Origin of the sequence: Streptomyces sp. NPDC005494 (genome assembly GCF_042872025.1) — a bacterium.
In the GTDB taxonomy this organism is placed as follows: Bacteria; Actinomycetota; Actinomycetes; order Streptomycetales; family Streptomycetaceae; genus Streptomyces.
The window spans coordinates 790680-815245 of sequence record NZ_JBIAJR010000001.1 but is presented as its reverse complement, the minus strand read 5'-3'; the positions used below and the strand labels follow the sequence as shown (position 1 = coordinate 815245).

The 24566-nt window shown below is 71.5% G+C and carries 20 protein-coding genes and 2 tRNA genes; 18 read left to right on the top strand and 4 right to left on the bottom strand.

The genetic code is table 11. The features are described 5' to 3' along the window. Positions 1-428 precede the first annotated feature (428 nt). A complete protein-coding gene (locus ACFYQ6_RS03735) occupies positions 429-1553 on the top strand; it encodes a hypothetical protein (protein ID WP_361571269.1) in 1125 nt (374 codons plus the stop codon). Here the strand turns inward: ACFYQ6_RS03735 and ACFYQ6_RS03730 are convergent. Next, on the bottom strand, positions 1483-2625 hold the full coding sequence (locus ACFYQ6_RS03730; protein ID WP_388760240.1) for a M48 family metallopeptidase: 1143 nt from the start codon (positions 2623-2625) through the stop codon (positions 1483-1485). The genes ACFYQ6_RS03735 and ACFYQ6_RS03730 overlap by 71 nt on opposite strands. 110 nt (positions 2626-2735) lie before the next feature. On the opposite strand from ACFYQ6_RS03730, the gene ACFYQ6_RS03725 reads away from it, so the two are divergent. The 9 genes from ACFYQ6_RS03725 (at position 2736) to ACFYQ6_RS03685 (ending at position 7853) form a co-directional block, all read left to right on the top strand. Beyond that, positions 2736-2888 (top strand): hypothetical protein, encoded by a 153-nt coding sequence (locus tag ACFYQ6_RS03725; RefSeq protein WP_388760237.1) that lies wholly within the window; start codon positions 2736-2738, stop codon positions 2886-2888. A gap of 84 nt (positions 2889-2972) precedes the next feature. Then, the gene (locus tag ACFYQ6_RS03720; RefSeq protein WP_356735183.1) at positions 2973-3134 is read left to right on the top strand and encodes a hypothetical protein; all 162 of its coding nucleotides are present in this window, start codon (positions 2973-2975) and stop codon (positions 3132-3134) included. Between the two features lie 38 nt (positions 3135-3172). Continuing rightward, positions 3173-3790 carry a nicotinate-nucleotide adenylyltransferase gene (gene nadD, locus ACFYQ6_RS03715; protein WP_145801576.1) on the top strand — a complete coding sequence of 206 codons (618 nt, stop codon included), beginning with the start codon at positions 3173-3175 and terminating at the stop codon, positions 3788-3790. Positions 3791-3809: 19 nt separating this feature from the next. After that, positions 3810-5558 (top strand): LCP family protein, encoded by a 1749-nt coding sequence (locus ACFYQ6_RS03710; protein WP_388760232.1) that lies wholly within the window; start codon positions 3810-3812, stop codon positions 5556-5558. 67 nt (positions 5559-5625) lie between these two features. Further along, on the top strand, positions 5626-6057 hold the full coding sequence (rsfS, locus tag ACFYQ6_RS03705) for a ribosome silencing factor (protein ID WP_329228761.1): 432 nt from the start codon (positions 5626-5628) through the stop codon (positions 6055-6057). Beyond that, positions 6054-6707 carry a histidine phosphatase family protein gene (locus tag ACFYQ6_RS03700; protein WP_361572379.1) on the top strand — a complete coding sequence of 218 codons (654 nt, stop codon included), beginning with the start codon at positions 6054-6056 and terminating at the stop codon, positions 6705-6707. The genes rsfS and ACFYQ6_RS03700 overlap by 4 nt, the downstream gene beginning before the upstream one ends. A 127-nt stretch (positions 6708-6834) precedes the next feature. Next, positions 6835-6907: transfer RNA gene (locus ACFYQ6_RS03695), tRNA-Ala, on the top strand. A gap of 423 nt (positions 6908-7330) precedes the next feature. Then, a complete protein-coding gene (locus ACFYQ6_RS03690) occupies positions 7331-7564 on the top strand; it encodes a hypothetical protein (protein ID WP_033305681.1) in 234 nt (77 codons plus the stop codon). A 216-nt stretch (positions 7565-7780) separates the two neighbouring features. Further along, positions 7781-7853 (top strand) — tRNA-Ala (locus ACFYQ6_RS03685). A 96-nt stretch (positions 7854-7949) separates the two neighbouring features. Here ACFYQ6_RS03685 and ACFYQ6_RS03680 read toward each other — a convergent pair. After that, positions 7950-9524 (bottom strand): NADH-ubiquinone oxidoreductase-F iron-sulfur binding region domain-containing protein, encoded by a 1575-nt coding sequence (locus ACFYQ6_RS03680; protein WP_361571260.1) that lies wholly within the window; start codon positions 9522-9524, stop codon positions 7950-7952. Next, positions 9521-10831, bottom strand: a complete 1311-nt coding sequence (locus tag ACFYQ6_RS03675) for a hypothetical protein (protein ID WP_361571258.1) — start codon at positions 10829-10831, stop codon at positions 9521-9523. Before ACFYQ6_RS03675 ends, ACFYQ6_RS03680 begins: the two co-directional genes overlap by 4 nt. A gap of 497 nt (positions 10832-11328) precedes the next feature. Here ACFYQ6_RS03675 and leuS point away from each other — a divergent pair, with 497 nt between their 5' ends. From leuS to ACFYQ6_RS03640, 7 genes are all read left to right on the top strand, one after another. After that, a complete protein-coding gene (leuS, locus tag ACFYQ6_RS03670; protein WP_388760227.1) occupies positions 11329-14202 on the top strand; it encodes a leucine--tRNA ligase in 2874 nt (957 codons plus the stop codon). 179 nt (positions 14203-14381) lie between these two features. Further along, positions 14382-15071: a hypothetical protein gene (locus tag ACFYQ6_RS03665; RefSeq protein ID WP_361571253.1), complete on the top strand. Its 690-nt coding sequence runs from the start codon at positions 14382-14384 to the stop codon at positions 15069-15071. A gap of 242 nt (positions 15072-15313) precedes the next feature. Then, positions 15314-16159, top strand: a complete 846-nt coding sequence (locus tag ACFYQ6_RS03660; protein WP_361571250.1) for a DegV family protein — start codon at positions 15314-15316, stop codon at positions 16157-16159. Between the two features lie 1075 nt (positions 16160-17234). Next, positions 17235-17918, top strand: coding sequence for a helix-hairpin-helix domain-containing protein (locus tag ACFYQ6_RS03655; RefSeq protein WP_388760224.1), 684 nt, complete (start codon positions 17235-17237; stop codon positions 17916-17918). Between the two features lie 11 nt (positions 17919-17929). After that, positions 17930-20722: a ComEC/Rec2 family competence protein gene (locus ACFYQ6_RS03650; RefSeq protein WP_361572375.1), complete on the top strand. Its 2793-nt coding sequence runs from the start codon at positions 17930-17932 to the stop codon at positions 20720-20722. 84 nt (positions 20723-20806) lie between these two features. Next, positions 20807-21634 carry an arylamine N-acetyltransferase gene (locus ACFYQ6_RS03645; RefSeq protein WP_388760221.1) on the top strand — a complete coding sequence of 276 codons (828 nt, stop codon included), beginning with the start codon at positions 20807-20809 and terminating at the stop codon, positions 21632-21634. A 282-nt stretch (positions 21635-21916) separates the two neighbouring features. Beyond that, entirely contained in the window at positions 21917-22801 is an 885-nt protein-coding gene (locus tag ACFYQ6_RS03640; RefSeq protein WP_361571245.1) for a YceI family protein, read from the top strand. Between the two features lie 258 nt (positions 22802-23059). On the opposite strand, the gene ACFYQ6_RS03635 is transcribed toward ACFYQ6_RS03640, so the two are convergent. Continuing rightward, positions 23060-23323: a hypothetical protein gene (locus ACFYQ6_RS03635; protein WP_361571242.1), complete on the bottom strand. Its 264-nt coding sequence runs from the start codon at positions 23321-23323 to the stop codon at positions 23060-23062. Between the two features lie 70 nt (positions 23324-23393). On the opposite strand from ACFYQ6_RS03635, the gene holA reads away from it, so the two are divergent. After that, on the top strand, positions 23394-24383 hold the full coding sequence (gene holA / locus ACFYQ6_RS03630) for a DNA polymerase III subunit delta (RefSeq protein ID WP_361571240.1): 990 nt from the start codon (positions 23394-23396) through the stop codon (positions 24381-24383). Positions 24384-24566 lie beyond the last annotated feature (183 nt).

Here is a 24566-nt window from a genome sequence, read left to right as displayed (position 1 = left end):
GGCCCCGTCCGGGCCGGCGTGCGTCCCGGCCCGGGCCCGGACCGGGTGCCGTCCCGGCGCGGGCACCGACCTGCATCTGGTCCCGGGTGCCGTCCCGGCGCGGACACCGACCTGCATCTGGTCCCGGGTGCCGTCCCGGCCCGCAGACCGCAACCGGGCCCGGGCCTCGGCCCGGTTGCCGTTCCGGCCGTGCGCCTCCTGGACGCGCTCCACCTGCGCTCCCACCTGCGGGGCGTTTACCTTGAAGACGATCGACCCACTCTGAAGGTATGACCCTGTGACCCCTCCTCCCGTCCCCGTCTCCGGGGAGAGGGGCAGTTACGTGTCGATGTGTCGAGCCCGTGACGGACAGGTCCGCCCGAGGCCAAGCGGCCGGGGCGGTTCCCAGCGCCAGTTCTCGCCGGTGGCGCGGAGGATCGGGAGAAGTCATGACAGGCCGCCGAGAACCGCCGGAAGGGCCGCCCGAGAACCCCTCGGGCGGGGATGACGAGTACCGCTCGCTCGTCTTCGACGAATCGTTTGTGCGCGCTGCGCGGCTGCAGGAGTTCTCCGCCCAGGAGCGCATGGGCGAGCACGCTCGCGCTGTGCGCTCCCTCCCCGGCCGCGGCACGCGCAGACACCGCTCCAGGGCCGGCATAGCCCTGGTCGTCCTGATCGCCCTGGCCTTCGCCACCGCCGTCTACATCGGCTTCCGCAACCCGTACCCGACGCCCGTCGGCAGACGTGCCGAACCCTTGCAGACGACCGTCGTTCCGCTCGCCCCCCAAGGGCCCGTGCCCGGCGGAACCGCCGACGCGCTGCTGGCGGACGGCCCGGCGGCGGACGACCGCTCCGGTGCCGCGGGAATCAACCTGCCGCCGGTCCGGCGGACGAAGAACTTCTCCGACAGCCAGGTGACCATCGCGCTGACCACGGTCAAGGACTACCTGGTGAACTCCTCCCTCGACCCCGACGTGCTCACCGGGGGCGTGGTCCGGCCGGTGGGACGGCTGCTCGACCCGGACCAGGCGGCGCAGTTCGACCGGAGCATGGACTCACCGGCTGACGACGGCGAGCATGTCGCGACCGGCTGGCTGGTGCGCTTCGACCCGGCCCAGGTGGAGCTCGCCGACCCAGGTATCCGGGTGCAGGGCACGCTCACCTACGCGGAGGCGGGGGCGGACACCCTGGAGGTGGTGTCCGACCACACCTTCACGTACGCGCTGAGGCCCGCCGTGTCCGGCCCCCACCGGGCCGACGGAGCCTCGCTCTTCACCGTCCGCCGCGTCCTGCACTTCCTCGTGGACCGCGAGGACATCCGGCTTCACCGGGTGGAGGTCCGCAACGCCTACGTCCAGGCAGGACCGCAGTCGTGCTCGGCCGACACGACGGGCATCCTGCGCCCACTGCTCGCCGGCGAGCGGGCGGACACCCGGGGCCCCCACGGCACGGACCCCTACGCCACGGGCGTGCCCACCGCAGGACTCTGCGGCACGCTGGCGATCAGCTCCCCGACGCCGGCCCCTCCTCCTCCGGGCCAGGGCGCCGCCACGTCCCCTCCGAGCCGTCCGTAGCCTCCGAGGCACCGCCCTTGCCGGTCGTGCCACCGCCGGAGGTGCCGTTGCCCGCGCCGGTGAACTTGTCCCGGAGCTTGCCCCCCAGGTCGCCCGCCCCGCCCGCGATGTCGCCGACGAGCTTCATCAGCGGGTCCTTGCTGGTGCGCACGGAATCCGCGTAGTGCGAGGCGGACTCCCGGAAGGAATCCGTGACCGAGGTGTTCTTGTCCTCGTCCCGCCTGGGGTAGTGGCCGTCCATGATGCGCTGGAAGTCCCGGGTCTCCGACCACTTCTTCAGCTCGGCGGCACGCACCGTCGTGAACGGGTGGGTCCGGGGCAGCATGTTGAGGATCTTGAGCACGGAGTCGCGGAGATCGCCGCCCTTCTCGTACTCGTCGGCCTGGGCGAGGAAGGCGTCCACATTCATCTCGTGGAGGTGATTGCCTCCCGCGATCTTCATCAGGCCGCGCATCGAGGCGCGCAGGTCCTGGCCCACCAGCAGCCCCGCCCGGTCGGCGGACAGCTCCGACTTGCGGAACCACTCGCGCAGGGCCGTCACGATCGCCATGATCGCGACGTTGCCGAGCGGGATCCACGCCACCTTGACCGCGAGGTTGGTGAGGAAGAGCAATATCGTGCGGTACACCGCGTGACCGGAGAGGGCGTGGCCCACCTCGTGACCCACGACGGCCCGCATCTCCTCCTCGTCGAGGAGCTCGACCAGGCCGGTCGTCACGACGATGATCGGCTCGTCGAGGCCGATGCACATCGCGTTGGGCTGCGGGTCCTGGGTGACATACATCGGTGGGACCTTCTTCAGGTCCAGGATGTAACACGCATCCCGCAGCATGTCGTTGAGATGGGTGAACTGGGCGTCACTCACCCGGACGGAGTCCGACAGGAAGAGCAGTCGCAGACTGCGCTCGGGCAGCAGGCCGCTCAGCGCCTTGAACACGGTGTCGAAACCGCTCAGCTTGCGCAGCGCCACCAGGGCGGAGCGGTCCGCCGGATGCTCGTAGGCCCGTGAGGAGATGTCCGGGAATCGCCTGCGCTGCCTGCTCGGCACGCTCTCGTGACTGTTGTCGGTCATGGATGCCCCCTGTTCGTACGAGACGTCGCTCGTCCCCCTGACAGAAGCCAGCGTATGTGCTGGCGCTACGGTGTGCGGGGGGCTGTGGATAACTTTGAGGAGCGCCCGGAATGCCGCATACCGCCGTACTGCTCGCCGCCGTGTCCGAGGACCAGGGGCCGGGCAACACGCTCCGCGTCGTACTCCTCGTCGCGCTCGTCGGAGCGGCGCTGCTCGCCTGGTTCCTGCTGCGCGGATACCGCAACGACGACAACAGCGACTGAGTCGGCGTGAGCGTGCCCGGGGCGCCCGCATACGATGTGCGCGACGTCTCCCTCCTGATTCCCGATGGATAGGTCCCGCAGAAGATGAGCCTCACGAGCACCGCGCACCAGCTGGTCACCCTCGCCGCCGAAGGCGAGCAGGGCGGAAACCACGAAAGCCTCAGCCCGTACCTCACCGGTGGCGGCGCGCTCCTCGCGCTGCTCCTCCTCCTGTGGATCACCACCCGCTTCAATCGGGACCGCTGAGGCAGACGCGAACAGCTGTGCCAGTAGGGTCTGCACGCATGGGAGAGCAGAAAGTGCCTACCGGCCGCGCCAAGCGCCGACTGGGCGTGATGGGCGGGACGTTTGACCCGATTCATCATGGACACCTGGTGGCGGCCAGTGAAGTGGCCGCCCAGTTCCACCTCGACGAGGTCATCTTCGTCCCGACCGGGCAGCCGTGGCAGAAGAGCCACAAGCAGGTCTCCCCGGCCGAGGACCGCTATCTGATGACGGTCATCGCGACGGCGTCCAACCCGCAGTTCTCGGTCAGCCGCAGCGACATCGACCGTGGTGGACCCACGTACACGATCGATACGCTGCGGGACCTGCGCACGGTCCACGGCGACGCGGACCTCTTCTTCATCACCGGCGCCGACGCCCTGTCCCAGATCCTCACCTGGCGTGACGCCGCGGAGCTGTTCTCGCTCTCCCACTTCATCGGCGTGACCCGGCCGGGTCACCTGCTGACGGACGACGGACTGCCCAAGGGCGGTGTCTCGCTGGTGGAGGTGCCCGCACTGGCGATCTCGTCCACGGACTGCCGTGCGAGGGTCGCGCAGGGCGAGCCCGTCTGGTATCTGGTGCCGGACGGTGTCGTCCGCTACATCGACAAGCGCCAGCTGTACCGCGGCGAATGAGCCACGGAGAGGGGCACCTGTGAACGACCGACAGAACCCGTACGACCCGTACCAGCAGGAGCAGCCGCAGATCATCGGCTACGACGCGTACGGGCAGCCGGTCTATCAGCAGCAGGGGCAGCAGCACTACGACCAGCAGCAGTACGACCCGTACGCCCAGCAGCAGCCCCAGCAGCCCCAGCAGCCCCAGCAGCCCCAGCAGCCCCAGCAGGACGGGCAGTCGCAGCAGGGGTACGGCTACGACCCGTACGCCGGCACGCAGCAGCAGTACGACCCGTACCAGCAGACCCAGCAGCAGGGATACGGCTACGGCGACGGCGGCTACACCGCGTACGGCTACGACACAGGCACGCAGCCCGCCGTCGACGACACCGCCCAGCAGTGGAACGCGGCACAGGCCCCGGCCGCCCCGGCGACGGCACCGCCGGTGCCGGAGCCCCGGCGTGAGCCGGAACCCGCGGCCGACGCCGCCGTTCCCGGGCCTCGCCGGGCCGACCGTGACTACCGCACCGAGCAGTTCTCGTTCATCGAGGAGCCCGACGAGGACTCCGAAGACGTCATCGACTGGCTGAAATTCACCGAGAGCCGCAGCGAACGGCGCGAGGAAGCCCGTCGGCGCGGCCACAACCGGATGGTCGCGCTGATAGTCGTCGTGGCCCTCGTCGTCGTCGGCGGTGCGGGCTACCTCTGGTTCGCCGGCAAGATCCCTGGCCTGTCGGGCAAGGACGAGCAGAGCGCCACGGCGACGGGTCCGCAGAAGCGGGACGTCATCGTCGTGCACCTGCACAACACCAAGAAGGGCGGCACCTCGACGGCGCTGCTCGTCGACAACGTCACCACGAAGCAGGGCACCACTGTCCTGCTCCCCAACTCACTCGCAGTGGCGGCGGACGACGGGTCCACCACGACGCTCGGCAAGTCCGTCGACGACGACGGGTCCACCGGCACCCGCGAGGCGATCGACACCCTGCTCGGCACCAGCATCAGCGGGACCTGGCGCCTCGACACCCCGTACCTCGAGAACCTCGTCGAGCTCGTGGGCAACATCGAGGTCGACACCGACACCGAGGTGCCCGACACCAAGAAGGGCGCCGCCCCGCTCGTGAACAAGGGCGAGGCGCAGACGCTGAGCGGCCAGATGGCCGTCGCGTACGCCACCTACCAGGGACCGGGAGAGTCCGAGACCGAACAGCTGACGCGCTTCGGGCAGGTCATGCGCGGCGTGCTGCGCAAGATGTCCGAGGACCCCGAGGCCGCGACCGTCACGGTCCAGACGCTGGCGCAGATCCTCGACCCGTCCCTGCCGGAGCAGGACCTCGGCGCGTCCCTGGCCAGGCTCGCCGGCCACGCCAAGGTCGGCGACTACAAGACCGAGCTGCTCCCGGTCCAGGCCGACGGCACCCTCACCGACGAGGCCACCGAGAGTGTGGTCAAGGACGTGCTGGGCGGTGCGGTGAAGGCTCCCGACCCGGACGCCGCCGTGCGCGTGGGCGTCAGGAACGGCACAGGTGACACCGACGGGACGAACGCTGCCAGGATCCAGTTGGTCAACGGCGGATACGCCTTCGTCGACAGCGGCAAGGCGGACGTCGTGGCGACGTCCCAGATCCTGTACGGAACCGCCGAGGACAAGGCGAAGGCCGTCGAGATCGCCAAGACGCTGGGCCTGCCGACGAGCGCGGTGAAGCAGGGCAAGCCCGCCGCGAACGCCGACGTCTCCGTGGTTCTCGGCCAGAACTACGAGATCCCGAAGCAACCGGCGTCGTAGGACGTCAGGGCTGTCGGCGGTCCGTGAGACCCTAGAGGTTGATCTGACCGCCGACGAAAGCCTGCATGTGACCGCCACGGACCGCTCCATCGAGCTCATCAACGCCGCCGCCCAGGCGGCGGCCGACCGGCTCGCGCACGACATCATCGCCTACGACGTCAGCGACGTGCTGTCGATCACCGACGCCTTCCTGCTGGCCTCGGCTCCCAACGACCGCCAGGTCAAGTCGATCGTCGACGAGATCGAGGAGCGGCTGCAGAAGGAGCTCGGCGCCAAGCCGGTACGCCGCGAGGGCGACCGCGACGCCCGCTGGATCCTCCTCGACTACGTCGACATCGTGATCCACGTCCAGCACAGCGAGGAGCGCGTGTTCTACGCGCTCGAGCGCCTGTGGAAGGACTGCCCCGAGATCGCCCTCCCCGAGGACGCGGTCAAGACCCGGGGCAAGGCCGAGGAGCACGCCCAGCTCAACGGCGGCACGGAAGGTGAGCAGAGCTGAACGGCAGCAGCAGCGGCAGGGGCCGCAGGATCGTCCTCTGGCGGCACGGCCAGACCGCGTGGAACCTCGAGCGCCGTTTCCAGGGTTCCACCGACATCGAGCTGACCGAGGTCGGCGTCGGGCAGGCCCGTCGTGCCGCCCGGCTGCTGGCCTCGCTGCGGCCGGACGCGATCGTCGCGTCCGACCTCCGGCGGGCAGCGGCCACGGCCGCCGAGCTCGCCTCGGTCACCGGCCTCGGCGTCGCCCACGACTCCGCACTGCGCGAGACGTACGCGGGCGCCTGGCAGGGCCTCACGCACGAGGAGATCGTCGGGCAGTACGCCGAGCAGTACGCCGCCTGGAAGCGCGGGGAACCGGTGCGCAGGGGCGGTGGCGAGCTGGAGACGGAGGTCGCCGACCGGGCGGCCCCCGTGGTCCTGGAGCACGCCGGCAAGCTGCCGGACGCGGGCACGCTCGTCGTCGTGAGCCACGGCGGCACCATCCGGACGACCATCGGCCGCCTGCTCGGGCTCGACGCCCACCACTGGGAAGGGCTCGGCGGTCTCTCCAACTGCTGCTGGTCCGTCCTGGGCGAAGGCGCGCGAGGCTGGCGCCTGCTGGAGCACAACGCCGGGACGCTTCCCGAACCGGTGCTCGGGGACGACGACTAGCCGACGGCCGGGGCCCTCGCGGAGCCCGTCCGTGGGCGGGAGAGGCCGGATTTCACTTTCCGGCTCGTCGCAGGCTAAAGTTCTTCTTGTTCGCAGCGCGGAAACGCAGGGAAACACAGCGGACAGCGGGGCTATAGCTCAGTTGGTAGAGCGCCTGCATGGCATGCAGGAGGTCAGGAGTTCAATTCTCCTTAGCTCCACAGTAGAGATCCCGTCCCCGGCAGGGGGCGGGATCTTTTTTTGCCTGTCGTACGGAACCGGCCGCGCGTACCGCCCGGGCCTGCCTCAACTGCCTTGGCCCGTGCGGGACAAGGGTTCTCGGGGTGCACCTGGGGCGTACCCGTGGGTAGGCGGCCCGCCCGCGGCCCGTTCCTTCAGGCCAAAGCCGGGCGGCGGGGCTCTCGGCGGGCTGACCCCCTTGCGGGGCCATGGCAGAATCGGAGCGCCGAAGGGGGCGACGGACCGATCGGGAGGGAGCGCGATGCCTGCGAGCCGCGTACAGGTCCCGGACCTGGGCGTCACCTCCACCGCGGCCCATCCCCCCGCCACGCCCCGCGGCCACGCCGGCCCGCAGGAGGACTTCTTCGTGTGCACGGCCCGCGGCCACAGTCGGAGCTGACCGGATGGGTGCACACAGGCGGAAGTGCGACTGGTGCGGCAGCGGTACGCCCATCGTCAGGGACATGGACCCCGTCAACGCCGAGTTCCAGTACTGGTGCGAGGAATGCGCGCGGGCGCTGATCATAAAAGGCGACCCCATCGAGACCTACCGGGAGCTCGAAGGGGAACCCATCTACGGGCGGCTGCTCGAGGAGCACTGCACCCTCAAACGGTTCTACTCCTTCGCCACCGCTTGACGGGCCGTTCACGGAAGGGGTGTTGGCGGCTGCCCGCCGCCGATAGTCCGTGGCCCCGTCCCGCGTCCTCCCAGGCGCCCGCCGCAGAGGTGTCGACCGCTGGTGGGAGCGTCGGGCGCCGGTCACGCCGGGTGCCGGTGGAAACGATTTTTGATGCGCCGCCGGGACCGTGTAATGTTCTCGATGTCGCCAGGGAAACCGGGTGGCAAACAGCACGGGGCTATAGCTCAGTTGGTAGAGCGCCTGCATGGCATGCAGGAGGTCAGGAGTTCAATTCTCCTTAGCTCCACAGTGAAGAAGCGGACCATCCGGATCGGATGGTCCGCTTCTCGTTTGTGTCCTTCATCTCCCCGGTGCGGATCGGCACGTTCGCGCGTCGGCTGGATCAGCCGCTTCCGCTGCCGAGCGCCCTGCGCTCGGCGCTCGGGAGGGCGGGCCGCTCGGCCGGCGCCTGCTCGATGCGGAGGGCCAGTGCCGGGCACCGCCGGACGGCCCGCTGGGCCCGGCCCCGCAGGTGCACGGGGACGGCGGCGTCCGCGAGCGCCGGGTAGCCGTCGGGGCCCAGCCTGATCAGTTCGGGCACGATGTCCGCGCACAGGCCGTGGCCCTGGCAGAGCGTCCAGTCCACCGCCAGTTTCTCGCCGCTCGGGATGGACTCCTCCAGCCCTTCGTGACCGGGAGCGGGCAGCGGCAGGACTCCGAGCGTCTCCCGTCCGCAGCCGCCGTCCAGCACGTGCGCGGCGAGGTCGTCCGTGAACGCCGAGAGCGTGGACGCGAGGAAGCGCGCGGATCCGTCCGGATGCTTGCACGCCCCGCGGCCCTTCACCGCCTGGGTCACCTCGCGCAGTGCCTCCAGGGCCGCGGGACCGCCCCCGTTCAGCACGTCGGAAAGACCACCCGCAGCGGCCGGCAGCCCGAGCCTGCAGGGCCCGCACTGTCCGGCCGTCTCCGCCGCGAGCCAGTTCGCGATGCGCAGCGACTCACCGATCGGGCAGGTCTCCGGGCCGATCGGCAGGATGGCGCCCGCCCCGAGTGCGCCGCCCGCGGCTGCCAGGGAGGCGCGCGAGACCATGGCGTCGTGCGAGGCGATCGCGTCGATCCAGTTGCCGTGGTACCCGCCGGTCAGTACGCCCTGAGGGAGGGGCGGGGCTCCGGCCAGCTCCAGTACGTACCGCAGGGGCACTCCCGTGGGCACCTCGATCACCATGGGGCGAGCCACGGCCCCCGAGACCGTGAGCAGGACCGTGCCGGGCTCGTCGGGCAGGCCGGTGTGCCCGTAGCGGCGGGAGCCGAGCCGGGCGGCGACCGCGAGCTGTGCGTACGTCTCCGCGTTCGACAGGAGGGTGGGGGCGCCGGCCACACCGGACTCCGCCGCGCGTTCCCTTCGGCCCGGCGGCAGGGCCGGCCCGCCGTTGACCGCCCTGATGACCGCCGAGGCCTCTCCGGAGACCATGCGCTCCGGGGTGCGCACGACCCGGGCGCGCAGGTGCCGGCCGCGCCGGTCGGACAGGCCGCGCTCTGCGAGGGCGGAGCGCACGGAGATCTCCGTGGAGTTGCGTGTGACGGCCACCACCAGCGTGCGCGCGCCGAGGGCCTCCGCCGCGAGCAAGGCGCCGTCGAGGATGAGGTGAGGGGCCCGGTTGAGCAGAACGGTGTCCTTGCGGCAGGCAGGCTCACCCTCGCTGCCGTTGATCACGACGACGGGCCGGACTCCCCGCCGTACCGAGGCCTTCGCCACCGCGCGGAGTTTCCTGCCGAAGGGGAAGCCCGCGCCGCCGCGGCCCCGCAGTGAGATGGACTCGGCCAGTTCGGCGAGCCGCTCGCCGGTCATCGGTTCGAGCGGGCCGTGCACCTTCAGATGCATGGCCAGGCCCAGGCGTTCCACCAGGTCGAAGCCGGTGGTCAGCTGGGGGAGCCCGACGACGCGCACTTCGGGGACATCGGGGAGGGGGACGTTCACGGGCGGTCTCCTGCGGGTGCTTGCCAGGGCGCTCCGGCCGGGGGCGGGTAGAGCGGTCCCGGCAGCTGCTCGGTCTCCTGGTCGGAGGTGGGCGGGGGCGCGGCGTACGCAGGCCTGGGCGCCTGAGCGGGAGGCGCGGGCGAGGGGGCGGGCCAGCGGCTCTCCGCCGTCCGCTCGGGGGGCCGGCCGGAAGCCCGGGAGACGGCCCGGTACGCCGCCGAGAAGCCGGGCCGGGAGGCGGCGGACGGTGCTGGGGCCGGGCCCCGGGCCGGTCGCTCCGAGCGGCGAGGCGGCGGTTCGTGGGGCGTGGCCCGGTCGTACGGATGCTCATGGAGCGTGGGCAGGTCCTGCGAGTGTTCCTGGAGCGTGGGCCGGTCGTACGGACGTTCGTGGGACTGCGGCTGCTCGTACGGACGTGCGTGCGAGGGGAAGGCCGACTGCTGCTGCTCGTCCGGCGACGCTTCGTACGGCAGCCCCCCGGGCGAGGCGGGGGCCGCGAGCGTCCGGGGGCGGACCGGGGTGCCGCGCATGCCGCCGTCGTCCTCGCCCCAGCCCGGAGCTTCCGGAGGGAGGCCGCGGGGAAAGGGCGGAGGGATGTGACCCGAACCGGGGAGGGCGGAACCGCGCAGGACCGGGTCCGACGTGGAGGGAGGGGTCTCCGGGCTGATCAGGGAGGAGACCCGCTCGGTGATCGCGCGCCTGGCCGGGCCGGGAAGCAGGCGCAGGCCGAGTGCGGCGGCCACCGCCGTCAGGCAGAGCGTGTACATCACGACGACCCAGGTGGCCGGCTGCCTGCCGGCGTAGAGGCCGTGCACCAGCGCCGAGCACCAGGCCGGATAGGCCAGCGCGTGCAGCGCGCGCCACCGTCCCGCGATCCTGCCCGGGGTGGCGAAGGCGCTGCGCATGGCGCCGGTGGCCGCAGCGACGGTCATCAACAGTCCGGCCAGGGAGCCGAACCCGATGAGGCCGGCCGTGCCGCCGGCACCGGTGCCGAACGGGACGAGGGCGGCGAGCAGTCCGACGTGCCCGAGGGCGATCTTCACGGTTCCGTGCAGCAGGAGGAAGCCCAGAGAGGCGACGGCGCAGGCCCGGTGGACGCCTTGGCAGATCAGCCGCTGGCGGGTCGAGAGGAACAGCCGGTCGGTGGCCAGCAGACCCCAGGCCACGGCCGCGGTGAGCGAGACCAGCGTCAGGACGCCGGTCGTGAAGTCGAACGCGGTGCGCATGCCGTCGCTCCCGGCGACGGCGAGCAGGGGGATGAGCACCAGCGCCGCGACGGTCAGCCCGCCCTGCAGAGGGCGGCTCATTCCCGGGCTGAGGCTCATGGAGGGGGACGAACGGATCCTGCGATGAGGCTTCATGGGGGCGACTCCGAACGGCTCGGCAAAGCGGTCCCGTTGCGGCATGCTAGGTCGCCGCGTACTGGCCGGTACGGGCTTTGGGCGGTTGCCCCGATAGAGGGCAGTACGCGGAGTAACCCCCGGAGTGTGTAGGTCGTGCGGAGGGTTCGTGGGCAAGAAGTGTGTGCGTGGCGCAGGCCGGGGAAGCCGGGTGCGGTGCCCCGGCCCGGTATCTGCCGGGCCGGGGCCCGAGGCCGTGCGGTACCCTGGCGCCATGCGTGCCGTACGCCTTCTGCTTAGCGAGCCGCGCTGATCACTCCCGACCGGTGAGAATGCCTGGTCGGACTCGGCGCGGCGTCCCCTCCTGTGCGAGGGGATTTTTCGTTTCCGTAGACGTGTGTCCGTAGACGTGTGTCCGTGGACGTGGGCGCCGGCAGATGACGATCGATGGAGCTTTGAGGATCATGAGCGAGACGAACACCGCGGCCGAAGTGGCCGCGCCGCACCGCTATACGGCAGCGATGGCCGCCGACATCGAGGCACGCTGGCAGGACTTCTGGGACGCCGAGGGGACCTACGAGGCGCCGAACCCGACCGGTGATCTGGCGGGCGACACGGAGCTGGCCGCCCGGCCGAAGAAGTTCATCATGGACATGTTCCCGTACCCCTCGGGCGCCGGTCTGCATGTCGGTCACCCGCTGGGTTACATCGCCACGGACGTCTACGCCCGCCACCAGCGGATGACGGGGCACAACGTCCTGCACACCCTGGGCTTCGACGCATTCGGTCTGCCGGCCGAGCAGTACGCCGTGCAGACGGGCACCCACCCGCGGGCCTCCACCGAGGCCAACATGGAGAACATGAAGGTCCAGCTGCGCCGGCTGGGCCTGGGCCACGACAAGCGCCGCTCCTTCGCCACGATCGACGCGGACTACTACAAGTGGACCCAGTGGATCTTCCTGCAGATCTTCAACTCCTGGTACGACACCGAGGCCGACCGGGCCCGGCCCATCGCCGAGCTGGTCGCGCAGTTCGAGAGCGGTGAGCGCCCGGTCCCCGGTGGCCGTGAGTGGGACGCGCTGGACGCCGCCGAGCGCGCCGACGTCCTGGGACAGTACCGACTGGCGTACGCCTCGGACGCGCCCGTCAACTGGTCGCCGGGCCTGGGCACCGTACTGGCCAACGAGGAGGTGACGGCCGACGGTCGCTCCGAGCGCGGCAACTTCCCGGTCTTCAAGGCCAAGCTGCGTCAGTGGAACATGCGGATCACCGCCTACGCGGACCGGCTGCTGAACGACCTGGACGGGCTGGACTGGCCCGAGGCCATCAAGCTGCAGCAGCGCAACTGGATCGGCCGTTCCGAGGGCGCGCGCGTCGGCTTCCCCGTCGACGGGGCAGGTGACATCACCGTCTTCACCACCCGTCAGGACACCCTGTTCGGTGCCACCTACATGGTGCTGGCACCGGAGCACGAGCTGGTCGAGCGGATCATCCCCGCCGCCTGGCCCGAGGGCACCCACCCGGTCTGGACCGGCGGTCACGCGAACCCCGCCGAGGCCGTCACCGCGTACCGCAAGCAGGCCGCCGCCAAGTCCGACGTCGAGCGGCAGGCGGAGGCGAAGGACAAGACCGGCGTCTTCACCGGCGCCTACGCGACCAACCCGGTCAGCGGCGAGAAGGTCCCCGTCTTCATCGCCGACTACGTGCTGATGGGTTACGGCACCGGCGCGATCATGGCCGTACCGGCGCACGATGCGCGCGACTTCGCCTTCGCGCGCGCCTTCGAGCTGCCGATGCGCTGCGTCGTCGAGCCGTCGGACGACCGTGGTACGGACCCGGCGACGTGGGAGGACGCGTTCTCCTCGTACGAAGCGAAGCTGGTCAACTCGGCCAACGACGAGATCTCGCTGGACGGCCTGGGCGTCGTCGAGGCCAAGGCGAAGATCACCGAGTGGCTGCAGGCGCGCGGCGTCGGCGAGGGCACCGTCAACTTCCGGCTGCGCGACTGGCTGTTCAGCCGCCAGCGCTACTGGGGCGAGCCGTTCCCGATCGTGTACGACGAGGAGGGCATCGCCCACCCGCTGCCCGAGTCGATGCTGCCGCTGGAGCTGCCCGAGGTCGAGGACTACTCGCCGCGCACCTTCGACCCGGAGGACGCCGACACCCAGCCCGAGACCCCGCTGTCCCGGAACGCCGACTGGGTCAACGTCACCCTGGACCTGGGTGACGGGGCCGGCCCGCGGAAGTACCGCCGGGAGACCAACACCATGCCGAACTGGGCGGGTTCCTGCTGGTACGAGCTGCGCTACCTGGACCCGCACAACGACCAGCGGCTGGTCGACCCGGCGATCGAGCAGTACTGGATGGGGCCGCGTGAGGGGCAGCCCACCGGTGGCGTCGACCTGTACGTCGGCGGTGCCGAGCACGCGGTGCTGCACCTGCTGTACGCGCGCTTCTGGTCCAAGGTTCTGCACGACCTGGGGCACATCTCCTCCGCCGAACCCTTCCACAAGCTGTACAACCAGGGCATGATCCAGGCCTTCGTCTACCGCGACAGCCGCGGTATCGCGGTCCCGGCCGCCGAGGTCGAGGAGCGCGACGGGGCGTACTACCACGACGGTGAGAAGGTCAGCCGCGTCCTGGGCAAGATGGGCAAGTCCCTGAAGAACGCCGTCACGCCCGACGAGATCTGCGGCGAGTACGGTGCCGACACCCTGCGGCTGTACGAGATGGCCATGGGGCCGCTGGACGTGTCGCGTCCGTGGGACACCCGGGCGGTCGTCGGCCAGTACCGGCTGCTGCAGCGTCTGTGGCGCAACATCGTCGACGAGGCGACCGGCGAGGTCACCGTCGTCGACACGGAGCCCACCGAGGACACGCTGCGGGCGCTGCACAAGGCTATCGACGGCGTCGGCCAGGACATGGCCGGGATGCGCTTCAACACCGCGATCGCCAAGGTCACCGAGCTGAACAACCACCTGACGAAGACGGGCGGTCCGCTGTCGCGGTCGGTCGCCGAACGACTGGTGCTGCTGATCGCACCGCTGGCGCCCCACGTGGCTGAGGAGCTGTGGAGCCGGCTGGGCCACACCGGGTCCGTCGTCCACCAGGACTTCCCGGTCGCCGACCCGGCGTACGTCGTCGACGAGACGGTGACCTGCGTGGTGCAGGTCAAGGGCAAGGTCAAGGCACGCCTGGAGATCTCCCCGTCGATCACGGACGAGGAGCTGGAGGCGCTGGCCCTGGCCGACGCGAACGTCGTCGCCGCACTGGGCGGGGCCGGGGTGCGCAAGGTGATCGTGCGTGCGCCGAAGCTGGTCAACATCGTCCCCGCTTGACGGTGCCGGGCGGCCTCCGCCGTCCGCGCGAGGCGCCCCGGGCTTCTCGGCCCGGTGTGCCAGGGCTTTCCCCTACGGGCAGGTTGGGGGTTCCGGTGGAACCCTCGGCCTGCCCGTTCCGTTTACGGTAGAAGGGGCGACCGCACAACGGCAGCCGAGTCGACAACCGAGGGGCGTCCATGGAAACCGTGATCCTCATCCTGACGCTGCTGTTCATCGCGTTCATGGCGCTCGGGGTGTACGCGGGGGTCAAGGCCGTGCGCGCTGCCAAGCGCGGCGTGGACCGGACGATCACCCAGGCCCGCCGCTCCGTGGAGGACACCGCGCTGAGGGCCAAGAGCTACAGCCAGCCAGGGGTGCCGGGCGAGCTCGCACAACTGCGACTGTCCTTGCGCACCTCGATGCGGGCCACGCAGGACGCGCTGAACGCCGGAGCTGCGGAGGATGCCTCACTCTCGGAGTCGCTGGCGCTCTTCCAGCGCCTCAGCGCTCACGGACGCGAGCTCGACGAAGACCTCAAGCGCATGGAGCGCGAGCCCGACCGGTCGACGGTCGCCTCCCTGCTGCCGGGTCTCAAGGAACGCACGCAGCGCATCACGCACTCCGCGGAGTCACTGCGCTGGGCGGCTCGTGACCGGGCCAGACAGTTCGCCGACGACGACCTGACCGCGCTGAACGCGCAGATCGACGTGGAGGCGGGAGCCCTGCGGCACTGGACGACCGAGGAGCCCCGGACGCAGGGCGAAACGGCCGGCCACAGCTGGAGCGGACCCGCCGACGAAGGTCCGCAGCCGCTCGCCCCCGCGGACCCGAGGCTGAGCACCGGCTACCCGTGGCAGAAGAACTCCAAGCCGGAGACCACGAACTGACCACCCGGCCCCTGGCTGCGGAGCGCCCCGCCTGCCGACCGGGCCCGCCGGCCGACTTGCCTCGCCTGCTGACTGGCCGCTGGTGAGGGCAGTCGAATGCGGTCGGATTGTGCGCCGCATGTATAAGACGTGCGTACGGGAGAAGCCGGAAGTGTGTCGAAGCAGCCTTCGATCGATCGGAAATGATCAGCAGGTCGGTCCCGGGCTGCCGTGCCCCCACCGCGGAAGGTAACCTCCGGCTCATGTCCCGCCATGTCGCGATCGTCACCGATTCCACGGCCTACCTGCCACCCCGGGCGATGGAACGGCACGGCATCACCGCAGTGCCGTTGACCGTGGTCCTGGGTGATCAGGCGCTGGAGGAGGGCACGGAGATCTCGGCCCGGTCGCTGGCCCTGGCCCTGCAGAAGCGCCGGTCCGTCACCACCTCACGGCCGAGCCCCGAGGTCTTCGCCGCCACGTACCGTGCCGTCGCGGAGGCGGGTGCGACCGGCATCGTCTCCCTTCACCTGTCGGCCGAGTTCTCCGGTACGTACGATGCCGCGCTGCTCGCCGCCAAGGACGCGCCGGTGCCGGTGCGTGTGGTCGACACCGGGGTGGTGGCGATGGCCCTGGGATTCTGCGCGCTCGCGGCCGCTGAGGCGGCGGAGGCGGGCGGCGGCCTGGACGACGCGGTCGCGGCGGCCGAGAAGAGGGCGTCCGGCACCTCCGCCTACTTCTACGTCGACACGCTCGACTACCTGCGCAGGGGCGGGCGCATAGGTGCGGCCCAGGCGCTGCTGGGGTCCGCCCTGGCCGTCAAACCCCTGTTGCAGCTCGACGGCGGGCGTATCGAGCTGCTGGAGAAGGTCCGGACGGCGTCGAAGGCGATCGCGCGGCTCGAGGAGATCGTCGTGGCGGAGGCGGGCTCGGGCGCTGTGGACGTCGCTGTTCACCACCTGGCGGCGCCGGACGGGGCCGAGCGGCTGGCGGAGAGACTGCGGGAGCGGATTCCGGGGCTGGGGGACCTGCATGTGAGTGAGGTGGGTGCGGTGATCGGGGCGCACACCGGGCCGGGTCTGCTCGGAGTCGTCGTCTCACCCCGCTGAGGTTCACTCCTGGGTGTGGTGGAGATATCCACAACTGGCAAGTTATCCACCGTAATCAGCGCAGCTCAGCGGGTTTTCGCGGAAGTGCCTAGCGTCGTGAGGCATGACCTTCCGATCACTGCATGTGTCCACCAGCGCGCGGGGCCTCGACGGCCTGACTCCGGCCCCGCGGACGGCCCTTACGCCGGACGCGGCTCCCGCCGCGCAGCCGTACGTTCTCATGCCTGGCCAGACCGGTCTGCTCACGGACCGGTTCGTGCCTCGCGCGTCGCGTGGGGCCGGGCCGGGAGGGCGTGCCCGGCACAGATCCGGTGTCCGCCCCGGCGGCCCGGCCGGAACGTCGCCCGGTGCCGTTTCCGCACGCGGGCGCGGGCGCAGGCGGCGCGCGGCAGGCGGTACGGACGCGGAGGTGGCGGCAGCCTCGCGGCTACGGGCGGACGCCCTGATGGCGGGTGACCGGCCGACCGCCGAGGGCGGGGCTGGGCCGGCCGGGGCCGGGGCACCGGGCGATCGGCAGGCAGGCGGCGGGACGGCGGGTGCTGGATCGATCGGGGGCGTGTCGGCCGGTGGCGCGGGCTCGGGTGAAATGAGCGCGCCGGTCTCCGACGCGCCGCTTTGCGCCATCCCGAGCCTCTCCGGACCCACCGAACACCCCGGAACTCCCGGGCCCCGCGGCGTCTCCGACCCTTCCGGGCTGCGGCTGCGGGAAGGCCCTCGGGCGGTGCCGTCCTGGGCCGTGCGCTCCGAGATTCGTCCATCGGTGACCTCTGACCGGACGACGCCCCTCGCGCAGGTAGTGGTCCCGCAGGCACCCGTCGTGCCGGCCCCTGCTGCGGAGGCCGCTGCCCGGCGGTTCCCCGTACAGGCACCCCCAGCTGAGGCTCCCCGGACGCAGGTGCTTTCTGCTGGAGCGCATTCCGCTGGAGCTCCGTCCGGGGCAGCTGGGAGTTCCACGGCGCCTCCGGCCACCGGGCCGGACCTGCCTCTGCGCGGCAGGGCAGTCGGTTCCGCCGGTAGCCGGCCGAGGTGGTGGCGGGAAGCCGCATCCGCACTGCGGGACCGGTTACCCCTGTGGGTGCAGCTCCGGTGCGGCCTGGAACCGCGCGCACTCGCCGCGCTCGTCGTGGTCCTGGCAGGGGCCGCGCTGTTCGCGGCGGCACATTTCTGGTCGGCCCGCCCCGAGCCCGTACGTGCACCGGAGCGGGTTCCCGAGGCCGCCGCACCCCAGGCGTCCGGGCCCGGTTCCACGCACACGCAGCTGACAGCCGCCGCGCCCGGCCAGGCCGGGGGATCGCAGCCCGGCACTCAGCTCGGCGGGAGGATCGTCGTCGATGTGAGCGGCAAGGTTCACCACCCCGGAATCCGGTATCTGCCGGCCGGGTCGCGTGTGGAGGACGCCCTGCGCGCCGCCGGAGGCATCCGCAGGGGGACGGATGTCACCGGGCTCAACCGCGCCCGTGTCCTGACGGACGGGGAGCAGGTCGTGGTGGGCTTCCCCTCCCTCGCGGCACCGGCCGGGGGAGTGGGGGCGAGCGGTGGACCCACGGCAGGGCAACCAGCGCCGGGTACGCCAGTGAGTCTCGGCACAGCCACGGTGGAGCAGCTCGAAACCCTGCCGGGGGTCGGTCCTGTTCTCGCCCAGCACATCGTGGACTACCGCACCGAGCACGGCGGTTACCGCTCGGTCGACGAACTGCGCGAGGTCAACGGCATCGGCGACCGACGGTTCGCGGACCTGCGGCCCCTGGTCCGTCCATGAACAGCTCCGACATGCAGACGGACAGGAACGCGGCTGCCGACGCGGCACGGCGGCCGTATTCGGCGGACCCGCGCCAGGAAGCGCCTGTCGATCTCCGGCTCGTCCCGCCCGCTCTCGCGGCATGGGCCGCGGCCGTCCTGGCTCTGGGGGCCCCTGGGCGGTGGGCGGCAACGGGAGCTGTGCTCTGCGCCTGTGCCGGCCTCGGCCTCATCGCCGTCCCCCGGGCCGTGGCGCGCCGAGCGACCCGGGAAGGCCCGCACGGACACTCCGACCTGCGCGGACTCTCCGGCCTGCGCGGACACTCTGGACCGCGCGGGCAATCCGAACCGCACGGACACTCGGGGCCACGCGGGCCCTCCGGGCCTCTTGGGCCGCAGGGGCAGCCAGCATGCACGGGGCCGGAGGCGTCCGCCGGGCCGACGGGACGCACCAGCCCGCCGACCCCCCGGCCGGCCGTCGGGCGCCGTGCACCACGAGCTGACCGCGCCGGAGCTTCCGGGCTACCGGAACCGCCAGGGGTAGTGCGGTCACCGAGGCGGGCCTGGCGCGCCTGGCCGCGTAGCACCACTGCCGCCGGCGTCCTGTTCTGCGCGGCTGCCGGGGCCGCTGCGGCCGGGTTCCACGGCGCCGATGTCCGGAGCGGACCCGTCCCCGGTCTCGCGCAGGATTACACGCGAATCCGAGCGGAGGTGACCGTCACATCGGATCCCCGCCAGACCCGGCCGCGCGTTCAGGGCGACCACAGCACACCCGTATCCCTGCTGCTGAACGCCGAGATCACCCGGCTGACCGCTCCCGACGGCACGGTCACGGTGCTCAGCACCCCGGTACTCGTCATGGTCGCCCCGGGGGAAGCGGCGGCGCGTTGGCAGCGACTGCTGCCCTCCACCGGACTGCGTATCGAAGGACGGCTCGCGCCGCCGCGTCGCGAGGGTGAGCGCGTCGCGGCCGTACTGGGCACAGACGCGGACGATCCGCCCCGCGTCACGGTGGAGCCGTCCCTGCTCCACCGCACCGCGGGACGGCTGCGTTCAGGGCTGCGTGAGGCGACCGACGGACTCGACCCTGATGCGCGAGCCCTACTGCCGAGCCTGGTCGTCGGCGACACCTCGCGGGTTCCGCCCGAACTGCATGACGCGTTCAGAACCACCGACCTCACTCATCTGCTCGCCGTGTCCGGGGCAAACCTCTCGATTCTGCTCTTCCTCCTCATCGGGCCCCCTGGCACGGCCCTGCGCAGCGAACGGCGCGGTCTCGCACCGCGACTGGGCATCTCCCTGCATATGACAGCGCTGATCGGCGGCGGGATCGCCCTCGCGTTCGTGATCGTCTGCCGTCCGGAACCGAGCGTCCTGCGGGCGGCGGCCTGCGGGCTGATCACGCTGCTCGCCATCGGCACGGGCAGGCGCAGATCGCTGATTCCCGCCCTGGCCGCCGCCGTTCTGCTGCTGGTGCTGTACGACCCCTGGCTGGCCCGCAGTTACGGGTTCCTGCTGTCCGTGCTCGCCACCGGGGCGCTGCTCACCCTCGCGCCCCGCTGGAGCGACGCGCTGCGACGGCACGGGGTCCCGGCACGGCTGGCCGAGGTGCTGGCAGCCTCGGGGGCCGCGCAGGCGGTCTGCGCGCCCGTCGTCGTGGTCCTCGCGTCCCGGGTGGGGCTCGTGGCGGTCCCCTGCAATCTGCTGGCCGAATTCGCGGTGGCGCCCGCGACGGTCCTGGGGTTCGCCGCGCTCGCCGCAGCCCCTGTGGCCATGCCCGTGGCGGAAGGTCTGGCCACCGCTGCGGGCTGGCCGACCGGATGGATCGCTTCGGTGGCCCGCACCGGCGCGGCCCTGCCCGGGGCGGAGGTCGACTGGCCGGGCGGCTGGCGCGGTGCGGCTCTCCTCGCTGTGTTCACGGCCCTGTTGGTGCTCTCCGCCCGCCGCCTGATCCGCCACCCGTGGGTCTGTTCGGCCGCCGCACTCCTACTGGTCCTGGCGGTGCTGAGACCGGTGCCGCTCACGCGGCTCATGACGGGATGGCCCCCACCGGGCTGGGCCTTCGCCCTGTGCGACGTGGGTCAGGGTGATGCCATGGTGCTGGCCGCTGGAGACGGTACGGGGGTGATGGTGGACACCGGTCCTGAACCCCGGCTCGTCGACCGGTGTCTGCGGGACCTGGGCATCACCCGCGTGCCGCTCCTGCTGCTGACGCACTTCCACGCCGACCATGTGCGAGGGCTGCCCGGTGTGTTGCGCGGCCGTGAGGTGGGGGCGATCCAGACCACGCATCTCGACGAACCGCCCGACCAGGCAACGTTCGTGAAGAGAACGGCCGAGGCGGCGCACGTCCCGGTGATCCGGGCGGCGCCGGGGGAGCGGCGTCGCGAGGGCCCGCTCGACTGGCAGGTGCTCTGGCCCGCCGCCGACGCGCGGGGGGCGGCCGGGACCCTCTACTCCGAGGAGCCGAACGATTCCAGCGTCACCCTCCTCGTCCGGTCCGGCGGACTGACCCTGCTGCTCCTCGGCGATCTCGAACCCCCGGCGCAGCAGGGGGTGCTGCGTCGCCATCCGGCGTTGCCCCGGGTGGACGTGCTCAAGGTCGCGCACCACGGCTCCGCCCATCAGGACCCCGCCCTCCTGCGTACCGCCCGCCCGAGGATCGCGCTGATCAGCTGCGGCACGGACAACCCGTACGGCCATCCGGCAGCCCGGACGCTCGATGCGCTCGAAGCGGCAGGGGCGAAGGTGCTGCGTACCGACACACACGGAGCGATCGCGGTGACGGGCACCGGGGCGGGACTACGCGCGGCAGGCCGTTCATGAGCGCGGGGTCCCGCCCAGGCTCCGTCGGCGGTCCTAGGTCCCGTGGCGCATGCGCCGTTCTGCGTGCCGCGACAGACTGCCGGTATGGACGAGGAAGTGCCCCAGCCGACCCACACGTCCGCCCCTGCCTGGGTGGACGCCTACCTGCAGCACATCGGTGCTGCCCGCCCCGCCCGCGCCGACGCGGAGGCGCTGCGCGAGCTGCAGTTGCGTCATCTGATGACCGTGCCCTTCGAGAACCTCTCGATCCACCTGGGACAGGACATCGTCCTGGAGGAGGACAGGCTCGTCGACAAGATCGTGACCGATCACCGGGGAGGCTTCTGCTACGAACTCAACGGCGCGTTCGCCGGACTGCTGCGCGCACTCGGCTTCCGCGTCGTCCTGCTCCAGGCACGCGTGTTCGGCGACGGCGGCCGCCTCGGCATCCCGTACGACCACGTCGCACTGCGGGTGGAGACCGAGGACGGTACGGGTCCGTGGCTCGCCGACGTGGGCTTCGGCGACCACGCCCTGAGGCCGCTCGCGCTGGACTCCCGCACGGAACAGGACGATCCCTGCGGCAGGTTCCGCTTCAGGGAGGCGCCGCAGGGGGACCTCGATCTGCTGCGCGGGAGTTCGCGGGAGTTCCGACTGGACCTGCGACCGCGCGTGCTGGCGGATTTCCGGGCCGGTGCCTGGTACCACCGCACCTCGCCGGATTCCCATTTCACTCGCTCCCCCGTCTGCTCGCGACGCACCGCCGAAGGCCGGGTGACGCTTCGGGACCGCACCTTGATCACGACGGTGCGGGGCGAGAGGTACGAGAAGGAGCTGGCGGCCGATGCCGAGGTACTGGCCGCGTATCGCGAGCACTTCGGCATGGTGCTGCCCCGGTTGCCCGACGGTCGAGATGCGATCGCGACCGTATGACGGGGGTGGGGTGGTGGTGTGCGACGTGGCCGGGCGGTGCGGTGGTGCGCGACAGCGGGCGGGGCAATCCGGACGTTCCGTCGTACCTGCGCACAGCCGCGTACAGCCATGTACAGCTGGGACAGCTGGGCACACCTCGGCACAACCCCCTCTGAGCTGCGGCGTTTGCCTCGAACCTCGCAACGGTGATCGAATGTGTATTCGTCGGCGGGCCGCTGCTCCGACAACGACGTCCAGGCGGCAGGGGCCCGAGGTGAGAACCGCCCTGGGGAGTACGTGTACATGTTCGGCCGTTGGCTAGGCAGCAGAGCGAAGTCCGGTACCGCTCAGAACAACGGTCTCGCCGGATTCCCGGTGCCTCTCACCGCCGGCATGCTGAGTTGCAGGGTCCTTGATCCTGTCAGCGAACCCGTCCGGCAGGCGGACTTCGTGGTCACCGACAGCTCGGGCCGAAAGATCGTCGGTGGCGAGACGGATCCCTTCGGGAACCTGGTCGCCACCGTCCCCGCCGGCGACTACCGCGTGGGCGTCACGGCCGACGGCTTCACGCCCTTCCACGGCCCGGTCACCGTGACCGAGGGCGGTCACGCGAGTCTCGGTGACGTGGCCCTCCAGGTTGCTCAGCCGCCGCAGCTCCCCGACCCGGGCGACTGGGAGATCGAGCCGTCGCACACCCAGATCGGCTTCACCGCACGGCACATCGGCATGGCCCGTATCCACGGCCGGTTCAACACCTTCGCCGGTGCGGTCAGGATCGCCGATCGCATGGAGGACTCCGCCATGCACGTCGTCATCGACGCCGCGTCCATCGACACGAACGTCCAGATGCGGGACGACCATCTGCGCTCCGCCGACTTCCTCGACATCGAGCGGTATCCCACCCTCGAGTTCTACAGCGACCGCTTCGTCCACCGAGGCGGGACCCGATGGGGCGTCACCGGCGGGCTCACCCTGCACGGCGTGAGCCGCACCGTCACCCTGGACACCCAGTACCTCGGCCTGGGCAACGGCCTCGAAGGTGAGACCAGGGCAGCCTGCCGGGCGACCACCGAGCTGCACCGCGAGGACTTCACGCTCACCTGGCAGACGATGCTGGCACGCGGCATCGCGGTCGTCGGCCCCAGCATCAAGATCGACATGGACATCCAGATCGTCCCCAAGAGCTGACCTGGCGGGGGCACCGGTCGTGCCCTCGCCTCGCGGCCCCGGCCTCGACCCGGCCGTAAGTTCAGCCTCACCCCGGCGTATGCCCCGGCCCCGGCCCCGGCACAGGCGCCGGGCGTAAGTTCAAGGCTCGTCCCCGGCGTATGCCCCGGCCCTGGCACCCGGCCTCGGCTCTTAGCCCCAGGCACCGGCCTGAGCGCATCGCTCACCGCGCCGGCCGGGGTGCCCAGGTCGCACGACGCTGCGGGCGGTGCCCCCGCCTTACGGCGCCTCCAGCCATCCCTCGTACTCCGCGGCGAACACGTCCAGCGCCGCGGGGTCCAGCCGCGCGCCTGGGTCCTCCACCACGACCAGCCACTGGGCGTCCTCGGCGTCGTCCTCCCCGGCCAGGGCATCCCGGACGAGCTGGGGCTCCTCGGTGACGCCGAACCTGTCGGCCAGTTCCCCGGCGACCTCCTCGGCGGCGTCCCGGTCGGGCAGCACCAGTACATGTCTCACATCGCTCACCCGGTCATTCTCCGGCATGCCCCGAGCGGGAACGCGTCCGGGCGGCGGCCCCCGGCGTTGTCACAGGGGCGTGGGATGCTGGACGGCGATGGCCACCAGACGCAATTCCACCGACGATCCGCTCGCCCCCGTCACCCTCGCCGTGGGCCAGGAAGACCTGCTCCTGGACCGTGCCGTGCAGCAGGTGGTGGCGGCGGCTCGGGCCTCGGACGCCGATACGGACGTCCGCGACCTCACCCCGGACCAGCTGCAGCCGGGCACGCTCGCCGAGCTGACGAGTCCCTCGCTCTTCGCCGAGCGCAAGGTGGTGATCGTCCGCAACTCCCACGACCTCTCCGCCGACACCATCAAGGACGTCAAGGCGTACATCGGTGCCCCGGTCGAGGAGATCACTCTCGTGCTCCTGCACGCGGGTGGAGCCAAGGGCAAAGGGCTGCTGGACGCGGCGCGCAAGGCCGGGGCGCGGGAGGTGGCGTGTCCCAAGACCACCAAGCCGGCCGAGCGGCTGTCCTTCGTACGGTCGGAGTTCCGGGCGCTCGGGCGCTCCGCCACCCCCGAGGCGTGCCAGGCCTTGGTGGACTCCATCGGCAGCGACCTCCGGGAGCTGGCGAGTGCCGTCTCCCAGCTGGTCGCGGACGTCGAGGGCACCATCGACGAAGCGGTCGTCGGCCGTTACTACACGGGCCGCGCCGAGGCATCCTCCTTCACTGTGGCCGACCGCGCGGTCGAGGGCCGGGCGGCGGAGGCGCTGGAGGCCCTGCGGTGGTCGCTCTCCACGGGTGTGGCACCGGTCCTGATCACCAGCGCTCTGGCCCAGGGCGTGCGGGCCATCGGCAAGCTCTCCTCGGCCCGTGGCGGACGGCCTGCCGACCTTGCACGCGAGCTCGGCATGCCGCCCTGGAAGATCGACCGGGTGCGCCAGCAGATGCGTGGTTGGACGCCGGACGGAGTGGCGGCCGCGCTGCTCGCGGTCGCGGCGGCCGACGCCGGCGTCAAGGGAGGCGGGGACGACCCCGAGTACGCCCTGGAGAAAGCCGTGGTCGCCGTCGCCCGCGCGGCTCGCTCCGGTGGTCGCTGACTGGCGTCCCCGCTCTTGCCTGTGCGGCTCGCTCCGGTGGCCGTTGGCCATGGTGGGCCGCTGACCGGCGTACCCGCTGTCGCCTGTTCGGCTCGCTCCGGTGGTCGCTGACTGGCGTCCCCGCTCTTGCCTGTGCGGCTCGCTCCGGTGGCCGTTGGCCATGGTGGGCCGCTGACCGGCGTA

Bases quoted from the DNA above. Each gene is read 5' to 3' on its own strand.
- ACFYQ6_RS03725 (WP_388760237.1), top strand. From the start codon at position 2,736: ATGCCGCATACCGCCGTACTGCTCGCCGCCGTGTCCGAGGACCAGGGG.
- ACFYQ6_RS03730 (WP_388760240.1), bottom strand. From the start codon at position 2,625: ATGACCGACAACAGTCACGAGAGCGTGCCGAGCAGGCAGCGCAGGCGA.
- ACFYQ6_RS03665 (WP_361571253.1), top strand. From the start codon at position 14,382: ATGGAAACCGTGATCCTCATCCTGACGCTGCTGTTCATCGCGTTCATG.
- ACFYQ6_RS03635 (WP_361571242.1), bottom strand. From the start codon at position 23,323: ATGCCGGAGAATGACCGGGTGAGCGATGTGAGACATGTACTGGTGCTG.
- ACFYQ6_RS03645 (WP_388760221.1), top strand. From the start codon at position 20,807: ATGGACGAGGAAGTGCCCCAGCCGACCCACACGTCCGCCCCTGCCTGG.
- ACFYQ6_RS03675 (WP_361571258.1), bottom strand. From the start codon at position 10,831: ATGAGCCGCCCTCTGCAGGGCGGGCTGACCGTCGCGGCGCTGGTGCTC.
- ACFYQ6_RS03660 (WP_361571250.1), top strand. From the start codon at position 15,314: ATGTCCCGCCATGTCGCGATCGTCACCGATTCCACGGCCTACCTGCCA.
- ACFYQ6_RS03720 (WP_356735183.1), top strand. From the start codon at position 2,973: ATGAGCCTCACGAGCACCGCGCACCAGCTGGTCACCCTCGCCGCCGAA.
- leuS (WP_388760227.1), top strand. From the start codon at position 11,329: ATGAGCGAGACGAACACCGCGGCCGAAGTGGCCGCGCCGCACCGCTAT.
- ACFYQ6_RS03690 (WP_033305681.1), top strand. From the start codon at position 7,331: ATGGGTGCACACAGGCGGAAGTGCGACTGGTGCGGCAGCGGTACGCCC.
- ACFYQ6_RS03640 (WP_361571245.1), top strand. From the start codon at position 21,917: ATGTTCGGCCGTTGGCTAGGCAGCAGAGCGAAGTCCGGTACCGCTCAG.
- ACFYQ6_RS03735 (WP_361571269.1), top strand. From the start codon at position 429: ATGACAGGCCGCCGAGAACCGCCGGAAGGGCCGCCCGAGAACCCCTCG.
- ACFYQ6_RS03650 (WP_361572375.1), top strand. From the start codon at position 17,930: ATGCAGACGGACAGGAACGCGGCTGCCGACGCGGCACGGCGGCCGTAT.
- holA (WP_361571240.1), top strand. From the start codon at position 23,394: ATGGCCACCAGACGCAATTCCACCGACGATCCGCTCGCCCCCGTCACC.
- nadD (WP_145801576.1), top strand. From the start codon at position 3,173: ATGGGAGAGCAGAAAGTGCCTACCGGCCGCGCCAAGCGCCGACTGGGC.